Origin of the sequence: Streptomyces sp. ISL-98 (genome assembly GCF_018614055.1) — a bacterium.
GTDB lineage: Bacteria > Actinomycetota > Actinomycetes > Streptomycetales > Streptomycetaceae > Streptomyces > Streptomyces spiramyceticus.
Window position 1 is genome coordinate 24,203 of sequence record NZ_JAGGPB010000002.1, and the last position, 17,488, is coordinate 41,690.

General features: G+C 69.4%; 15 protein-coding genes. 9 read left to right on the forward strand and 6 right to left on the reverse strand.

Going from position 1 to position 17,488, the window contains the following annotated elements; genetic code table 11:
* Window positions 1-7 precede the first annotated feature (7 nt).
* From J7I98_RS02665 to eccB, 5 genes are all read right to left on the reverse strand, one after another.
* A complete protein-coding gene (locus tag J7I98_RS02665) occupies window positions 8-361 on the reverse strand; it encodes a hypothetical protein (RefSeq protein ID WP_214915871.1) in 354 nt (117 codons plus the stop codon).
* Window positions 362-413: 52 nt separating this feature from the next.
* Window positions 414-1,682: a type VII secretion-associated serine protease mycosin gene (mycP, locus tag J7I98_RS02670; protein ID WP_214915874.1), complete on the reverse strand. Its 1,269-nt coding sequence runs from the start codon at window positions 1,680-1,682 to the stop codon at window positions 414-416.
* A 143-nt stretch (window positions 1,683-1,825) separates the two neighbouring features.
* Window positions 1,826-2,110 carry a WXG100 family type VII secretion target gene (locus tag J7I98_RS02675; RefSeq protein ID WP_214915877.1) on the reverse strand — a complete coding sequence of 95 codons (285 nt, stop codon included), beginning with the start codon at window positions 2,108-2,110 and terminating at the stop codon, window positions 1,826-1,828.
* Between the two features lie 76 nt (window positions 2,111-2,186).
* Window positions 2,187-2,498, reverse strand: a complete 312-nt coding sequence (locus tag J7I98_RS02680) for a WXG100 family type VII secretion target (RefSeq protein ID WP_214915890.1) — start codon at window positions 2,496-2,498, stop codon at window positions 2,187-2,189.
* 205 nt (window positions 2,499-2,703) lie between these two features.
* A complete protein-coding gene (gene eccB / locus J7I98_RS02685; RefSeq protein WP_214915892.1) occupies window positions 2,704-4,293 on the reverse strand; it encodes a type VII secretion protein EccB in 1,590 nt (529 codons plus the stop codon).
* Between the two features lie 303 nt (window positions 4,294-4,596).
* Between eccB and eccE the strand changes: the two genes are divergently transcribed.
* From eccE to J7I98_RS02705, 4 genes are all read left to right on the forward strand, one after another.
* Window positions 4,597-5,931, forward strand: coding sequence for a type VII secretion protein EccE (gene eccE / locus J7I98_RS02690; protein ID WP_214915896.1), 1,335 nt, complete (start codon window positions 4,597-4,599; stop codon window positions 5,929-5,931).
* Window positions 5,931-6,770 carry a hypothetical protein gene (locus tag J7I98_RS02695; protein WP_214915899.1) on the forward strand — a complete coding sequence of 280 codons (840 nt, stop codon included), beginning with the start codon at window positions 5,931-5,933 and terminating at the stop codon, window positions 6,768-6,770. Before eccE ends, J7I98_RS02695 begins: the two co-directional genes overlap by 1 nt.
* A gap of 261 nt (window positions 6,771-7,031) precedes the next feature.
* Window positions 7,032-10,001, forward strand: a complete 2,970-nt coding sequence (locus tag J7I98_RS42510) for an SCO5717 family growth-regulating ATPase (RefSeq protein WP_214915902.1) — start codon at window positions 7,032-7,034, stop codon at window positions 9,999-10,001.
* 116 nt (window positions 10,002-10,117) lie between these two features.
* Window positions 10,118-10,351, forward strand: coding sequence for a DUF397 domain-containing protein (locus J7I98_RS02705; RefSeq protein ID WP_214915906.1), 234 nt, complete (start codon window positions 10,118-10,120; stop codon window positions 10,349-10,351).
* Between the two features lie 81 nt (window positions 10,352-10,432).
* Here J7I98_RS02705 and J7I98_RS02710 read toward each other — a convergent pair whose 3' ends face one another.
* Window positions 10,433-11,065 (reverse strand): hypothetical protein, encoded by a 633-nt coding sequence (locus tag J7I98_RS02710; RefSeq protein ID WP_214915909.1) that lies wholly within the window; start codon window positions 11,063-11,065, stop codon window positions 10,433-10,435.
* Between the two features lie 292 nt (window positions 11,066-11,357).
* Between J7I98_RS02710 and J7I98_RS02715 the strand changes: the two genes are divergently transcribed.
* The 5 genes from J7I98_RS02715 to J7I98_RS02735 all read left to right on the forward strand — a co-directional run bounded on the left by J7I98_RS02715 (window position 11,358) and on the right by J7I98_RS02735 (window position 17,481).
* Window positions 11,358-13,214, forward strand: a complete 1,857-nt coding sequence (locus J7I98_RS02715) for an ABC transporter substrate-binding protein (RefSeq protein ID WP_214915922.1) — start codon at window positions 11,358-11,360, stop codon at window positions 13,212-13,214.
* A 3-nt stretch (window positions 13,215-13,217) separates the two neighbouring features.
* Complete coding sequence (locus tag J7I98_RS02720) at window positions 13,218-14,288, forward strand: ABC transporter permease (protein WP_251020051.1); 1,071 nt, start codon at window positions 13,218-13,220, stop codon at window positions 14,286-14,288.
* Window positions 14,285-15,199, forward strand: coding sequence for an ABC transporter permease (locus tag J7I98_RS02725; protein ID WP_214915925.1), 915 nt, complete (start codon window positions 14,285-14,287; stop codon window positions 15,197-15,199). The genes J7I98_RS02720 and J7I98_RS02725 overlap by 4 nt, the downstream gene beginning before the upstream one ends.
* Window positions 15,196-16,173, forward strand: a complete 978-nt coding sequence (locus J7I98_RS02730; RefSeq protein ID WP_214915938.1) for an ABC transporter ATP-binding protein — start codon at window positions 15,196-15,198, stop codon at window positions 16,171-16,173. Before J7I98_RS02725 ends, J7I98_RS02730 begins: the two co-directional genes overlap by 4 nt.
* Window positions 16,174-16,449: 276 nt before the next feature.
* Window positions 16,450-17,481 carry an ABC transporter ATP-binding protein gene (locus J7I98_RS02735; RefSeq protein ID WP_214915941.1) on the forward strand — a complete coding sequence of 344 codons (1,032 nt, stop codon included), beginning with the start codon at window positions 16,450-16,452 and terminating at the stop codon, window positions 17,479-17,481.
* The last annotated feature ends 7 nt before the right edge of the window (window positions 17,482-17,488 follow it).

Here is a 17,488-nt window from a genome sequence, read left to right on the forward strand (position 1 = left end):
GATCGGACTACTTTTTGTCCCACTTGCCGCTCGAGTCCCCCGGGCCACCACCCATTTGAGTCTTGTTCGCATACTCTTGCTCGGTGTATTTGTCCTTGACCTTGGAGGTGCTCTTGCCGAACTTTTCGATCAGTCCGTGCAGCCCCTTGATCGCGCCCTCAAGGTCGCCCTTGGTTTCCTTGTGAGCGTTGAAGAGGTCCCCCGCCTCAAGGAACATGCACCCGTTCCCGAACGCGTCCAGCGGGATGTCCGTCCGATACCGCGACGTCTCCCCCGCCTTGTCCATGTCGTCCAGCAGCGTCCAGAGCTTCTTGATCACTTCATCGAGTGCACTCAAGTCCACCCGCATTCCGTCACTCATACCCCGTGTCCTCTCCCCTGTTTCTAAGTTCTCAGTGCCTCAACGGGCCCAACTACCTTGACTGGCGCGTCCGTTTCTTGCGCCAGTCCCGCACAGCCACCCCGCTCCCGCCGGCCACGAACACCAGCAGCAGCCCCGTCCCCATCACATACATGGCGACCCGGCGCTCCTGCTCCGCCTCCGTCTCCCCCATCGTCACCGCCATGGGGATCACCTCACCGGCGCCCGCCTTCACCGGCGGGTCCTCCTTCGGCCGGGTGCCCGGGGTGGACTCGTCCGACAGGGCCGCTACCGGGTCGACTACGCCCCAGCCCAGGTAGCGGTTCGGGCCGCGGCCCGGGCGGATGGCGGTTTCCTGGAGGCGGGTGGTGATTTGGGACGCCGTCCACGTTGGGTGCTTTTCCTTGAGTAGCGCCGCTACGCCCGCTACGTACGGGGCCGCGAAGCTTGTGCCGTCCGCCGTGCACTGGCCGCCCTGCGGGACCGTCGAGACCATGCCGACGCCGGGGGCAGCGATGTCTACGAATTTGCCCGCCTGCGAGAAGAAGGCTCGTTCGTCATTGCGGTCGGAGGCCGCTACCGCCAGGACTCCCGGGTACGAAGCCGGGTATGTGTTCTCGGACTTGCCGTCGGCGCCGTCGTTGCCGGAGGCCGCGACGATCAGGACGCCCTCGCTCACGGCCGCGGCCACCGTGTTCCGCAGCTTCGTGTTGTCCTGCTTCTTCGCGGTGTCCGAGGAGATGTTGATGATCTTGGCGCCCTTGGCGACCGCGTCGCTGATCGCGGCGGACATGGTGCCCGAGTCGCCCTGCTTGTCCTCCGCGCCGGTGTAGCGGAGCGAGAGGATCTTGGCCTTCGGGGCTATGCCCGCGAAGCCTGTGTCCTTGATCGCGCGCGCCGCGATGATGCCCGCGACCCTGGTGCCGTGGCCCTCGACGTCCTCGGTGCCGTCCTTCGACTTGCCGACGTAGTCCTTGCCGCCGGGGGCCATCGCGCCGCGCAGCTGGTCGTTCGAGTCGTCGACGCCGGTGTCGATGACAGCAACCGTCACGCCCTTGCCCGTCGCCTGCTCGCGCAGCTGGTCCAGGAGTACGCGCTGGAGTGACCACGGCGTGGACTTGATGATGTTGCCGCCGAAGACGCATTCGGAGCTGGAGGACAGCCCGAATTCGGGTTCGGGGCGATTGGGTGGTGCCGGAGCGGCCAGTGCCGTAGGGGCGCAGGCGAGGCAGACGCCTGTGACCGCGAGTACGCCAAAGACCCGCTGCAGTGCGCGGGTTCCACTCGTGCGCGTACGCGGACGGGGTGTCAGGACCCCCATGTTCAGGCTCCCCAGGGCTTTTCTTGCTTCCATCGGAATCGAAGCTGTGTGTCAAGCAAAAGTGTGCGGTCCACAGAAGTGGGTCGGCCCAGCGGACGCCTTGGCGTCGGCCGGGCCGTCCCACTTCGTCCTACCTGGGCGGATTAGCCCCAGGTGTTGGCGTTGCTCTTCTCCGTGGCCTCGTAGTTCTCGGCCGAGTTCTGCAGCGCCGTGGCAATCTTCATCAGCGTCTGGTGCAGGTCGGCGGCAGTCTTGTCCCAGTCGCGCTGCTTGCGCTGGTAACCCTCCTGCGCCGCACCTTCCCAGGTGGTGGCTACGCGCTTGACCGCGGTCTCGAGGTCGTCCAGCTGCTGCTTGATGCGGCCGGCGGTGCTGCGCACGTCCGTGGACGCGTTGGTGATGGTGGCGTAATTGACGAGAATCGACATCGTCGCTCCCTTTCAGGAAGAGGTTCGGAAAGACTGGGGAGAGCCCGGCCGGCGAGCCGGGCTCAGAGCGGCTTGCTCAGCCGAAGTCAGACATGATCTTGCTGACTTCAGCGTTCTGCTGCTCTTCCGACGCGGTGTAGTTGCTCCGCGTGGAGTCCACGGCTTCCTTGATGTCGGCGAGGATGTCGCTCATCCTCTTCGCATCCTGGTTCCACCGCTCCTGGAGCTGGTGGTAGGACTTGGCCGCCTGGCCCTGCCAGCCGCCCGCGACCTGCTCGATAACTCCGGTGAGGCGGCGGATCTCCCCCTGGATCTGACCATTCGCCGTGGTGATGTCGCCCGAGAGCTTGGTCAGATCATCTTCTGTTACCCGAAACTGGCCGGCCATGGTGACCCTTCCCCCATGTCGTCGATGGTCCGGAAAGCCTGTGCCACTCCCCGGATATGCGTCACATCAATGATCGCTGCAAACACTCTATCGTCCGTCCGTCACACAATCGCTTGTGGCGGCCATCAGTTACAGACTTCACACACATGCGCGACGGCCCTGTGATCGAATACACCAAGTCGCGCCGCGACCAGGAGCGTTGGACTCACTGGCTCTGCGGCTGCGCCGCGCTGCCGGTGTCCAGCATCGGCCCCTTCGGGATGAACTTCGCCCATGTCTGCGGGACGATCGCGGGGTTGGCGACCTTCTCGTATCCCAGGCGCGTGCGGGCCTTGTCCGTCTCGCTCGGCTCGCCGCCCTGCGATGAGCTCTGCGACGAGCCCTTGCCGGTCTTGTCCGCCGCGCTGTCGTTGCCCGCCGGCAGCGAGTAGCGCAGGCCCGTGTCCGTCAGCAGGTACGTCGCCCCGCCGCCCCCCGCCGCGCCCGTGACCTCCTGGAAGAGGAGACCCGAGCCGGAAGAGACGTACGCGCTCAGCGAGTCGGCGATGACCTTCTTGGGGTACGTGGTCCCGGCCCAGGCGGCGAGCTTCGGCTTCTTGTCCGCGCCGATCGTGCCGCTGTAGACGCTGCACGAGGTGGTGTTGACCGAGCCGTTCGCCGTGGAGGCTGAGTTGGCCTGCTGCGGGACCGTCTGCGGCCAGCCCTTGTCGTCGTAGAACTTGTTTGCCGGGCCGCCGTTGGCCTCGATGATGTCCGACGTGTCGGCCTTGATGTAGGCGATGTCGTCGTTTCCGTACGCCTGGTCGGCCGACGGCGAGCTCTTGATCAGTTCGGCCACGAATGGCGTGACCCGGGCGACCTCGTCCTTCAGTACGACGTAGTACTGATCACCCTGGGCATCCGGCGCCTTGAGCACCTGGCCGACCGTCCCCGCCTCCGCGGGAAGCCCTTCGACCCCGGTCGCCTGCCCAATGGACGGCACCGTCGGGAACGTGATGACGCCGCCCTCGTTCAAGGTCTGCAGCCACTCCGTGCTCACCGGCTGCGGAACAAGCCCCGTGCCGATGACGGCCGCGCGCAGCTGCTCCATCTCCGTAACGTCAAGACCCGAAGTGCCGCCCAGCCAGAAGCGGTTGCCCTTGCCGTCGACCAGGTATTCCAGCTTGGTCTTGGTGTCGACGACGTACAGCGCCTCGCGCTCGTCGACCTTCCCCTTGTTCTCGACCGACTTCGCGTCCTCGCCGTCGAGTACGAAGACGGCGCGGTCGATGGAGGTGCCCGAGCCGGGAGCCGGCTGTTCGCAGACCGCCCACGCCTTCGCCTTCTCGGCGTCTTCCTTGGAAGGCAACCGGTCAGGGGCGTAGGGGATCCCGATCGTCGCGCCGTGCCGGATGCCGCTCTTGTCGATCTCCTTGGCCGGGACCTCGATGACACTGCCCTTGCCCTTGTCGAGCAGGAGCCTCGCGGAGGTGTAGTTGAGGACCGGGTGGAGCACCCGGTCCACTTTGTTGTCATCCGGGTCCGGATCGAGAACCACGTAGCGCGTCGTGGAATCGCTGTCGACGATGATGTATTCGCCCGGTGTGTCCCAGCCCTTGGGCGCCGAGGGCTTGATCACACCCCAGGCGATGAAGCCCACCACCAGCACAACACCCACCGCCAAGCTGGGCATTACCGTACGAACCGGGCGCGGAGCACCTTCGTCCGAGCCCCCTGGCGATGGTGCCAAAAACGCTGCGACGGTGCGCTTGCGAGCGAACGTGTAGGCGGCGAGCTCATCCCGACGCTTTGCCATGGTCCTGGCTCTCCCGTTTTGTCGTACTCAGTCGTACTCAAAGGCTGCTTCAGCCCGAACAGGGCACCCACTATGCACTGCGCCACCCGACGTCGATCAACCAGGTACGGGTCCCCGCCGCATCTTCACAGGCCCTGCCATGTTCGTAGCCCTGCACCTGTGTCGCCCCAGGTTCATCAGCGGGTACCGTGACCACTCGCACAACTGTTGTGGGCAATCGGAGCCCCTGGCCCCGTCGCTGAGATCTGTATCGACGATCTCCACCGGCGACGGCGCCACTTCGCGAAAGGGATGTCCCGGGGGATGACCAGCGCTACGAGCACTCGGCGCGGACGCCGCGCAGCGGCACAGCAGCAACCGGGCCGTCGCCGCAGACCCGCGCAGGCCCCGGCGGCTCCCGCGGCCACCGCCTCCGCGGCGCCGCGTACGCTGCCCAGCCCCGGCGGCATGGGCCCGCTGCGGCTGCAGCAGCTCATCCTGGTGGAGCTCGCGGCCGCCATCATGCTGGCCGCGTGGGTCACCGACCGTCGCTGGCTGCTCGCACCCGCCGGCGCCGTGGCCGCGCTGCTGCTGCTCCTGGCGATCCTGCGCCGCCACCACCGGCCGTTGCCCGAGTGGTACGAAACGACGCGCGCTCTCAAGCGCCGCCGCCGCGAGGCCAAGTTGCCCGTTCCACCGGGTACGGATCCGATGCTGGCACCCACGGTGGAGTGCGACCCCGCTTTGCGGACGTACAGCTTCGTGTCCCGTGACGACCGTTCGATCGGCATGATCGGCGACGGGTCGTTCCTGACCGCGGTGCTCTTCGTGCAGCCGGGCGACGAGCCGCTGCGCCCCGGCTTCGCCGGGCGGCAACTCCCGCTCCAGCTGGTCCGGGACGCCCTCGAGGTCGACGGCATACGGCTCGCCTCCGCGCAGGTGGTGCAGCACACCCAGCCGGCGCCCGCGCCGCATCTGCCCCAGCAGTCCGTCGCCGCACGGTCGTACGGGCCTCTCCAGGCCCAGGCCGGGTCTCCCGCGCTGCGGCTCACCTGGGTCGCCCTCAAGCTCGACCCCGAGCTGTGCCCGGAGGCGGTGGAGGCGCGCGGCGACGGCGTCCCCGGCGCCCAGCGCGCGCTGCTGCGGGTGGCGGACCAGCTGGCGAGCCGGCTGGCCGGAGCGGGCTTCGAGGCGACCATCCTGGACGAGAACGAGCTCGTACAGGCGCTCGCGACGTCGAGCTGCCTCAACCCCCGGGCCAATGCGCAGCAGCGCGGTCAGGAGGGGCGGCCGACTCAGCGGCGTACGGTCGAGTCGGTACGGAGCTGGCGCGTCGACGACCGGTGGCACTCCACGTACTGGATCTCCCGCTGGCCGCAGTTGGGCGACGGCGGTGTCGCACTGCCGCAGATGGTCACGCAGTTCACCTCGCTGCCCGTGCTCGCGACGACGTTCAGCATGACCCTGAGCAAGGCAGGCAACCGGGGCATCTCGGTCGCCGGGCATCTGCGCATCACCGGCCGTGGCGAGAACGAACTCGGCCAGGTCCGCCGGGAGTTGGAGCGTGCCGCCGGCGCGTCCAAGGTCGGCCTCGTGCGCCTCGACCGCGAACAGGTCCCCGGAGCTCTCGCCACCCTGCCTCTCGGAGGTACGTACTGATGTCTTACCCCACGCCGACCATGAACCCGGGGCAGCGGCAGGAACCCACCCGCACGCCCGCGCACGTGGCCTCGCCCACCGACACGGGCCTGATCCCGATCATCCAGCAGCCCGAAGCGCGCCAGCAGCAACGGCGCATCTTCAGCCCGGGGTTCGGGCTGCGCGGACCGCGCCGTAACCGTCATGTCGTCACCGCCGAGGAAATCGCGGCGATCAGCATGCCCATCGGCGACGACGGCGTGATCATCGGCATCGACACGGAGTCCCAGCCGGCGGTGCTCGGCCTGGCCCGTCCGACGCCCTTCGACGTCGTACTCGTGGGCGGTCTGTGGATGGCCCAGGTGCTCGCGCTGCGCGCCGCCGCGACCGGTGCGCGCGTGGGCGTCGAAACGGGACGTCCGCAGGCCTGGCAGCAGCTCGCCCAGGCGGCGGGCGGCGGCCAGCCGTGCATGACGGTCTACCCGGTGGGGCGGGTGCCCGCGCAGGGACCGTCGGTTTCCAGCCCCGTTGTGCTGATCCGCGACTGTGGCGTACGTCCGCCTCGTGGGCGTGTGACGTCGCTGCCGTGGCAGGCCGTGGTGACCGTGCTTCCGTTCGTCAGCGAACACGCGCCGCGCTGGCTGGCGCAGGCGCAGTTGGTCGGAATCCAGCAGATTTCGCCTCAGGAGACCGAGGTCGTACGGGAGATCCTCGGCATCCCGGCCGAGCATCTCCAGATGCTGCCGACGCTTTCCGACAACGTCGCACTGTGGTGCACTCGTAAGCACCGCAAGTACGTCATGACCGATCCCACGGACGCGGAGACGGGCCTGCTCGGCATGGCCCGCCGCGTGGACTGAGCGTCGTCGACTGGGCGTCGGCCGCGGGGGCGGCCGGGGGTTGGTCGGCGGTCTGCCAGGGGCAGCGCCGGCGCCGGCCGGGCGCAGTCGCCGGAGGGGCAGTGAAGTGGGTCCGCACGCAAGGGCGCTTTTCCGTACCGCGCTGCTAAAGCTTAGGCTTCTGGTGATGCGGTGAACGTCGCAGCCGCGTAGGACGCGCCACCCCATCCGCCCGACCGCGACGACGCATTCAGCAGCAGTGGCTGACCAGGAGGCAAAGCAGTGAACAGGGATCGGTCCGAGTACCACGGCGACGGCCAGTCCTCGGACGGGGACGACCGCGAGCTGGATCTCACCGGCGAGTTCGAAATCGTCTACGAGCCTCCTGCCTGGTACGACCAGAGCACGCGGGGTGGCTCCGCGCAGGGCGGGCAGCGGGACGCCGGGCAGGCGTCTCCGCCGCCGCCGACCGGTCCACCGCTGGGGCCGACGGGTGGTCCCGTTCATCAGGCGCCGTCCGCCCCTCAGGTCCCTTCCCAGGCGCAGCCGTACGCGCAGGGCGCACCGCAGCAGCCGGGTCCTGGCGCACCTGAGGCGAATCAGTACGGAACGGGTGGCTATGGGTTCCCTCAGCAGGTGACGCCTCAGCAGACCGATGGATACGGCTCCCCGCAGCAGGCGGCGCCGGGTGGTTACGGGTACCCCCAGCAGCAGCCCGCCCCGGCCGCACCGCAGTACGTCGCACCGCAGCAGCCCGCGCCGGGTACGCCGCAGCCGGGCCAGGACACTTCGGGCGGTTACGGGTATCCGCAGCAGCCGGCCCCGTCCGCGCCGCAGCAGCCCGCGCCGGGTACGCCGCAACCGGGCCAGGACACCTCGGGCGGTTACGGGTACCCGCAGCAGCCGGCCCCGGCCCAGCCGCAAGCGGTCACGCCGCCTGCGCCGGCCCCCGGCTTCCCCGTGCTGCGTCCGGTCGAGGACGACGCACAGAGCAACACGCCCCAGGCCGAGGCCCCGGCGGCGAACGTGCCCGAACAGCAGGCCCCCGCACAGCAGATCCCCGAGCAGCAGATCTCCGAGCCGAATTACGCCGCCGCCGATGCCGAAGCGGCAGCGCTGTTCGGCGACGACGACGATGCCGATGAGCCTGAGCAGCAGCAGGAGCACGGCGACGTGGCGGAGTCGGGTGACTCCGAGGCCGTGTCCGGCGCCGAAGGTGATGCCAACTCCGGCTCCGCGACGGATGCCGGTGCCGATGGCGAGGCCGAGCCCGAGACCGATTCGGCAGCGGCGGCAGCATCAGCGGCGCCCGCCGCAGCCGAGCCCGCACCGGAGTCCGGTGCCCAGCCCGCAGCGCAGGTTCCGCCGCAGGCTCCCGCGCCGCAGGCCGTCGCGCCTCACGCAGACCCGTCCGTGCAGGCACCGCAGGAGCTCCCCCCGCTGCCGCAGGGCTACCAGCCCGCACAGCAGCCCGTTCAGGGTGCACCGCAGCAGGCGGCGCAGCCGGACCAGCAGGCCGCCGCCGCAGCGGCAGCCCAGGCCGCCGGTTACGGCTACCCCCAGCCCGCTGCCCAGCAGCCGATGCCGCAGCCGCAGTACCAGACGCCCCCGCAGGGCACGTTCGGCGCGGCTCAGCCTCTGCCCCAGGCGCAGCAGCAGCCCGCCCCGCAGCAGCACCCGGGGTACCCGGCGCAGGGGCAGCCCGCACCTGGCTACCCGCAGCCGAACCAGCAGCAGGCGCCGCAGGCCGGACAACCGCAGCCCCAGCAGCAGCCCGGCCAGCAGCAGGCGCAGGCGCCCGTACAGCAGCAGCCCGTACAGCCGCAGCAGCCCCAGCCCGGCTACAACTACCCGCCGCAGCAGGCCGGTTACGGCTACCCGCAGGCCGCGCAGCCCGCGCCCCCGCAGCAGCCCGTACAGCAGCAGCCGCAGCAGGGCCAGCAGCAACCGCAGGCCCAGCAACCGCAGGCCCAACAGCCGCAGTACCAGCAGCAGCCCCAGCAGCCGAACCCCGCGGCCCCGCCCGCCTACGGCTCCCAGGGCGGCTGGACCGCCCCGACCGGACCGCAGGCCGGTGCCCCCCAGCAGCAGGCCGCGCCCGGGACCCCGCTCGGTTACAACGCCGCCGTCGAGCTTTCCTCCGACCGGCTGCTGCGCAACCAGCCCAAGGCCCGTAAGAACAACGCGGGTCCGTCCCGCTTCAAGCTCGGCGCCAAGAAGGAAGAGGAAGAGCGGCAGCGGAAGCTGGCTCTGATCCGTACGCCGGTGATGTCCTGCTACCGGATCGCCGTGATCAGCCTCAAGGGCGGCGTCGGCAAGACCACGACGACCATGTCGCTCGGCGCCACGCTCGCCTCCGAGCGCCAGGACAAGATCCTGGCGATCGACGCCAACCCGGACGCCGGCACCCTCGGCCGACGGGTGCGGCGCGAGACCGGTGCCACCATCCGCGACCTGGTGCAGGCGATCCCGCAGCTGAACAGCTACATGGACATCCGCCGCTTCACTTCGCAGGCGCCGTCCGGTCTTGAGATCATCGCCAACGACGTGGACCCCGCGGTCTCGACGACGTTCAACGACCAGGACTACCGCAGTGCGCTCGAAGTCCTGGGCAGGCAGTACCCGATCATCCTCACCGACTCGGGCACCGGACTGCTCTACAGCGCGATGCGCGGGGTCCTCGACCTCGCCGACCAGCTGATCATCATCTCGACCCCGTCCGTGGACGGTGCGAGCAGTGCGTCGACGACGCTCGACTGGCTCTCCGCGAACGGTTTCGCCGACCTCGTCCAGCGATCGCTCACCGTGATCTCCGGGGTCCGCGAGACGGGCAAGATGATCAAGGTGGACGACATCGTCGCGCACTTCGAGACCCGCTGCCGCGGCGTCGTCGTGGTGCCCTTCGACGAACACCTCGCGGCGGGCGCCGAGGTCGACCTCAACATGATGCGTCCCAAGACCCGCGAGGCGTACTTCCACATCGCGGCCCTCGTCGCCGAGGACATCGCCCGCACCCAGCAGGGCCAGGGCTTCGCCGCCCAGCAGCAGGCTCCGCAACAGCAGCCGCCGCAGGGGTACGCGCCTCAGCAGCACCCCGGCGCCGCGCCCCAGCCGGGACAGGGCTGGCAGCAGCAGGGCCAGCAGCAGCAGCCCCCGCAGGGTCAAGGCTGGCAGCAGCAGGCACCGCAGCAGCAGCCTCCGCAGGGCCAGGGCTGGCAGCAGCAACCGCCCGAGGGCTGGACGCAGCAGTAACAGGTGAGCTGTCCCGTCTTCCCTCGTGCGAGTGAATGACTGCCCGCATGACTCTCGCCCTCTGTCCTAAGATGCCCGGAACGACGTCCGGCCGTTGCCGAAAGGGAGTTTGACTGATGGGGAGCGCACAGGAGAAGGAAGAGCTGTACGCCCTCGACATCTCTGGCGTCGAGTGGCACAGCGCTCCTGGCACGAGCGAGAACGAGGAGCGGGTCGAGATCGCGTACCTGCCCGAAGGGGCCGTAGCGATGAGGTCGTCCGTGGACCCGGACACCGTCCTGCGGTACACCGAAGCCGAGTGGCGGGCGTTCGTACTCGGTGCGCGCGACGGTGAGTTCGATCTGACCTGAGCACTGGACAGACAGCACTGTGCCCCGCCGGATGAGAATCCGGCGGGGCACAGTGCTGTGTGCTGTGTGCTGTGTGCTGCGTCAGCGGCGGTTTCTGCCGATGACGAACGCGAGACCCCAGGCCGCTGCCGCGGCAGCGAGGAGACCGAGCAGCGAGTGCCACTCGGAATCGGTCTGACTGCCCCACCAGTTCTTGGCCGGGAAGAACGGGTCGAACACCATCATGTCGCTGAAGCCGCTGAGTCCGCCGGCGTCGATGGAGATGAGCGCAATTCCGTTGGTGTAACCGAAGAAGGTGCCGAGCATCGCCACGACGGCACCACTGATGTGCGCGCCGACCCGGCCGTGGGCCAGCAGGCCGACCACGGTGCCGACGGCCGCTCCGTTGAGGAGCGCGTGGACCACGTACATGGTCAGCGCCGTGTTCCTCGATGCGTCTTTGTACGTGGCGTACATGACGAGGCTGTAGATCGCCGCGACGACGACCGAGACCAGGAGCCCGAGGAAGAACGCGGCGACCGGCTTTCCGGAGGAGGGCTGCTGCTGCCCGTACGGCGCCGGATATGCCTGGTACGGGTAGCCGGGCTGCGGCGGGTACTGCCCCTGGGCCGGCGGCGGGCCGCCGAACCCCGGTGGCGGCCCCGGCGGCTGCTGGGGCATCGGCGGCTGGTTGCCCGGGTTGTACTGGGGCTGGGGCTGCCAGGGCTGGCTCAAAACGGGTCCCCCGAGAAGCAGAAGATGGAACCGCCCAAATTACCAAACGGGCTCGCACGGGCTCCGTCAGCCCCTCAACAGTAGGGCAACAAGGGTTTAGACCAATGAGGGCTCGCGCCGGCCGCGCCTGCGGGATCCCGGGCGTTCTCCTGGGGCATTCCCGCAGCCCACACCGGGTATACAGCATCGTTGACGCAGCCGTGCAGCGCTGATAAACCTTCGCTTCACCAGCTGGACAGCAGTGATCAACACGCCTTCTCCGTGCGAGTGATGACGCGAGGTCAAACGCCCCATGGACACCACCACCGTTCCGCGAAATGCCCGGCCGTACCCCCGTATCCGCATGCTGCTCACCGTCGGCGCCACCGCCCTGGTGGTCGCCGCCGCAGCCGCGACCCCGCTGAACCCCGCACCGCAGCAGGCGAAGGCCGCGGGCAGCGACGGCAAGCGGACGCTGACCGTCGCCGTCTCCCAGAGCGTCGATTCCCTCAGCCCGTTCCTGGCTCAGCGTCTGGTCTCCACCAGCGTCCACCGGTTGGTCTACGAGAACCTGACGAATTACGACGTCAAGGACAACCACGCGATCCCCGGCCTGGCCACCAAGTGGGAGCCGTCGCCGGACAAGCTGACGTGGACGTACACCATCCGCGAGAACTCCAAGTGGTCCGACGGCCGGCAGGCCACCGCCGAGGACGCCGCCTGGACGTTCAACACGATGATGAGCGACGAGGGCGCCGCCACCGCCAACGGCAGCTTCGTCGCCAACTTCAAGAAGGTCACCGCCCCCAGCCCCACCAAGCTGGTCATCGAGCTGAAGAAGCCGCAGGCCACCATGGCCGCGCTCGATGTGCCGATCGTCCCCAAGCACGCATGGGAGCAGGTCGGGGACTTCTCGAAGTTCAACAACGACAAGAAGTTCCCGATCGTCGGCAACGGGCCCTTCATCCTGACCGACTACAAGGTCGACCAATTCGTCAAGCTCAAGCCGAACAAGCAGTTCTGGCGCGGCGCCCCGAAGTTCGACGAGCTTGTCCTGAAGTACTACAAGGACGGTGACGCGGCCGTCGCCGCGCTCCAGAAGGGTGAGGTGTCCTTCGCGGCCAACCTGACCCCCGCCCAGGCCGCGTCCCTCTCCAAGGCCAAGAACATCAAGGTCAACGACGCACCGGGCCGCCGCTTCTACGCGCTGGCCACCAACCCCGGCGCCAAGTCCAAGAACGGCAAGAAGTTCGGCAACGGCCACCCCGCGCTGCTCGACCCGAAGGTGCGCCAGGCCCTCTTCGCCGCCACCGACCGCAAGGCCATCATCGACAAGGTCTTCCAGGGCCACGCCGTCGAGGGCGAGGGCTACATCCCGCCGCGCTTCTCGGCGTACCACTGGAAGCCGGCCGACGGTCAGAAGATCGCGTACGACCCGGCGAAGGCGGCCGCGCTCCTCGACGAGGCGGGCTACAAGAAGAACAGCGCGGGCAAGCGCGTCGGCAAGAACGGCAAGCCGCTCGACTTCCGCATCCTGTGCCACGCCACCGACCCGAACGACAAGGCCATCGGCAAGTACATGCAGGAGTGGTGGGGCGAGCTCGGCATCGGGCTGAAGGTCGACTGCCTCGACAATGTCTCCGATCCCTGGCTGGCGGGCGAGTACGACCTGGCCTTCGACGGCTGGTCGGTCAACCCCGATCCGGACTTCGTCCTCTCCATTCACACATGCGCCGCGCTGCCGGCCACGCCCAAGGACACCGGCGCGACCGACAACTTCATCTGCGACAAGAAGTTCGACGAGCTCTACGCGCAGCAGACCGCGGAGTACGACGAGACCAAGCGCACCGACCTCGTCAAGCAGATGCAGTCGCGGCTGTACGACACCGGGTACATGAATGTCATGGCGTACCCGAACGCGGTCGAGGCGTACCGTACCGACCAGATCAAGTCGATCACGACGATGCCCGCGTCCGGCGGCAACCTCTGGGGCCAGGACGGCTATTGGAGCTGGTGGTCGGCCGTGCCCGCGGACGGGAGCGGATCCAGTGAGGACAGCGGTTCCTCCACCGGTCTCTTCGTCGGCATCGGCGCGGTCGTCGTGCTCGCCGCAGGGCTCGGCGTCTTCGTCGCCCTGCGCCGCCGCTCCACCGCGGAAGACCGTGAGTAGTCCATGAGCACTGCAAGCACCACCCCCCTCGCGGAGGGTACGGCCGACGGCCCGGTCCCGGTGAAGACCGGGCCGTCCGGCCCCCGCGCCCGCTCCGCACGCGCCTATCTGCTGTACGTCGCCGGGAAGCTGGGCGGCGCGGCCGTCTCGCTCTTCGCCGTCCTCGTCACCAGCTTCTTCCTCTTCCGGATCATCCCCGGCGACCCGGTGCGCACAATGACGCACGGCCGCCAGGTGTCCGCCGAACAACTCGCGTCGCTGCGCCGCCAGTTCGGGCTCGACCTCCCCATGTGGCAGCAGTTCACGGACTACTGCGGCAAGGCACTGAGCGGCGACCTCGGCACCTCGTACCAGTTCCACGCCCCGGTGGGCGAGCTGATCAGCGAGAAGCTGCCTGCGACCCTGCTGCTGACCGGCGTCGCCGTCGTCATCTACTCGATGCTCGGCCTGTGGCTCGGCACCCGCTCGGCCTGGCGCCACGGTCAGCTGGGCGACAAGGTCAACACCGGGGTTGCGCTGACACTGTGGTCCGTGCCGTCGTTCTGGCTCGGCCTGCTGCTGATCATCACCTTCTCGGTGGGCATCGGCCCGATTCCCGGCATGTTCCCGACGGGCGGCATGGAGTCGGGCGACGCGTCCGGTTTCGCGTACGTCGCCGATGTCGCGCACCACATGGTGCTGCCGGTCGTCACACTGGTCGCGGTCGGGTACGCCCAGACGCTGCTGGTCATGCGGTCGTCACTGCTCGACGAGATGGGCAGCGACTACCTGACGACCGCGCGCGCGAAGGGACTGCGCGACGACCTCGTGCGGCGCAACCACGCCGTGCCGAATGCCCTGCTGCCGACCGTCACCATGGTGTTCATCAACCTCGGTCATGTGGCGGCCGGCTCGATCCTCGTCGAGACGGTCTTCTCCTGGCCGGGGCTCGGCGGGCTGTTCTACCAGGCGCTGAGCGTGCCCGACCTGCCGCTCGTGCAGGGGCTTTTCGTCGTCTTCGCCGGAGCGATGATCCTGATGAATCTCCTGGCCGACCTGCTCTATCCGCTGCTCGATCCCCGGGTGGGCCGATGACTGCGACGACCTCTGCTCAGACCGCCTCGTCGCTCGCGTGGGCGCGGCGCCGGCACTCCGTGGCCCGGTTCTGGCGTTCGTACCGTACGCACCGGGCCGGGCTCTTCGGTCTCGGCGCCCTCGCCCTGATCGCGCTGGTCGCGCTCGCCGCGCCGCTGCTCGTCGGCAGCGACGTACAGAGTGTTACGGACGCTCCCGGCTCGGCGCTGGAGCCGCCGAGCGGTGAATTCCCGCTCGGGACCGACCAGTTCGGGCGCTCGCTGCTCGGGCTGCTGATCTGGGGCGCGCGGATCTCACTGACCGTGGGGCTGATGGCGGCCGCGCTGTCGGTGGCCATCGGTACGCTGGTGGGCATCGTCGCCGGGCACTTCGGCGGGTGGCTCTCGACCGTGGTCATGCGCATCACGGACTGGTTCCTGGTGATGCCGACGCTGGTGCTCGCGATCGTGCTGGCCACGGTGATGTCGCGCAGCGTGTGGACGGTGATCCTGGCGATCGGCGTCACGAGCTGGCCGACGACGGCCCGGCTCGTGCGGGCGCAGACCCTCGCCGTCGAGTCGCGTCCGTACATCGAACGAGCGACGGCGCTCGGCGGCGGCCACGGCCACATCATGACCCGCCACGTCCTGCCCAACGTCATGCCGCTCGTCCTCGCCCAGACCACTCTCGGCATCTCCAACGCCATCCTCACCGAGGCGACGCTCGCCTTCCTCGGGCTCGGCGACCCGGACGTCGTCTCGTGGGGCGGCATGCTCCAGGATGCGCGGGAGGCGGGCGCGGTGTCGTCCGGGCACTGGTGGTACCTGGCGCCGCCGGGCATCGCCATCGCGATCGTCGCCCTGGCGTTCACGCTGTGCGGGCGCGCGGTGGAGTCCGTGCTCAACCCGAAGCTGGGGGTGTCGGCCCGATGAGTCCACGGAGCACGCTGCTCGAAGTGAAGGACCTGCATGTCACGTACGGAGCGGGGACGCGCGCTGTACGTGGCGTGGACCTGACCGTTTCCGCCGGCCAGAAGCTCGGCCTCGCGGGCGAGTCCGGCTGCGGCAAGTCGACCCTGGCGCTGGCGCTGCTGCGCCTGCTGCCGGCGTCGGCCAGGCTCAGCGGGGAGATTCTGCTCGACGGCGAGGACGTCCTCACCATGAAGTGGGGCAGGCTGCGGGCCGTACGGTGGGCGGGCGCTTCGATCGTCTTCCAGGGCGCGATGCATTCGCTGAACGCCGTGCACCGGATCGGGGACCAGATCGCCGAGCCGGTGCTGCTGCACCGCCGGTCCACTCCGGCGGCCGCGCGCAAGCGGGTCGCCGAGCTGCTGGAGCAGGTGGGGCTGCCGGGCGCGCGCGCCGACGCGTATCCGCACGAGCTGTCCGGCGGGCAGCGTCAGCGCGTGATGATCGCGATGGCGCTGGCGTGCGATCCGCGGCTGATCGTGGCGGACGAGCCGACGACCGCGCTGGATGTGATGATCCAGGCGCAGATTCTGCGGCTGATCGAGGGGCTGGTCGCGGAGCAGGGCATCAGCCTGCTGATGATCAGCCATGACCTGTCGGTGCTGGCCGACACGTGTGACCGGCTCGCGGTGATGTACGCGGGGCGTGTGGTGGAGGAGGGGCCGGCGAGGCAGGTGTTCGACGAGGCGCAGCATCCGTACGGCGTGGCGCTGTCGGCGGCGTTCCCGCGCATCGGCGACCCGGGTTCGCGACTGGCCCCGCGCGGCCTGCGCGGCGATCCGCCGGATCCGACGGCGCTGCCGTCCGGCTGTACGTTCCATCCGCGCTGCGCGGTGGCCCTGGACACGTGCGCCACGGAGGACCAGGCGCTGCGGGAGGCGGGGGCGGGCCGGAGGGCGGCGTGCGTGCGGGTGGGGGTGGCGCAGCCGCTGCCCTGACGGGAGGCTCCCCTACCCGCCCCTTCCCGGCTGTGACATTTGCGGCTGCCGCCGCGTGGGGGCAAGCCCCAGACCCCGGACGGGCTGAAACACCCAGCCCCTGGGGCCCCCTGGACGTAGTCCTTGGGGGAGTTTGAGGAACGGGGTCTGGGGCGGAGCCCCTCACGCGGCGGCAGCCGCAAAATGTCGCAGCGGGAAGGGGCGGGGTGGGGAAACAAGCCCCGCGCAGCGGCCCGCCCGCACAACCACCCCACCAACCCACCGGAGTCGGACAACATGAACCCCACCCCCCTCCTCACCGCCACCGCCCTGCACGTCACCTTCCCCGGCCGCCGCGGCGCCCCCGCCGCCCGCGCCGTCGACGGCGTAGACCTCGACATCCGCCCCGGCGAAATCGTCGCGCTCGTAGGCGAATCAGGCTGCGGCAAGACCACCCTCGCCCGTTCGCTCCTCGGCCTGGTCCCACCCACCTCCGGCCGCGTCACCTTCGCCGGCAAGCCCCTCGACTACGGCTCACGCGCCCTCAAGGCGTACCGCAAGCGCGTACAGCTCGTGCTCCAGGACCCGAGCGGTTCGCTCAATCCGCGCCACACCGTGTACGACGCCGTGGCGGAGGGTCTGCGCATCCACGGTTACGCGGGCGACGAGCGCGAGGCCGTCGCCGAGGCGCTGTCGCGCGCCGGTCTGCGTCCCCCCGAGCGGTTCTTCCTTCGCTACCCGCACGAGCTCTCGGGCGGCCAGCGCCAGCGCGTCGTCATCGCGGGCGCGCTCGTCCTGAACCCCGAACTCATCGTCGCCGACGAGCCGGTGGCGTCACTGGACGCGTCCGTACGCGGCGAGATCCTGGCCCTGCTGCTGTCGCTGCGCGACGAACTCGGGCTCTCCGCCCTGGTGGTGACCCACGACCTCGGTCTCGCATGGAACATCGCCGACCGGGTCGCGGTGATGTACCTGGGCCGGATCGTCGAGACCGGCCCCGCCGAAAAAGTACTGACGGAACCTCAGCACCCGTACACACAGGCCCTCTTGTCCGTACTCCCCGAATCCGGCGCGGAACCCGTCGTCCTGACGGGCGAGCCGCCGGACCCGTCCCGCATCCCCGCTGGCTGCCGTTTCCATGCCCGCTGCCACGTGCTGGCCTCCGGCGAGGCCGGGCGTACGGGCGTCGACGCCGACTGCCGTACGACGCTCCTGCCGGTCCTGGCCGGCGGCGACGAGGCGCAGGTCGCCTGCCACTGGGCGACGGCCCACACCACCCGGTCAGGCGCCGGGGCAGGGACAGAGACGAGTGCCGTGGGCGACGCCTGAGCGCGGC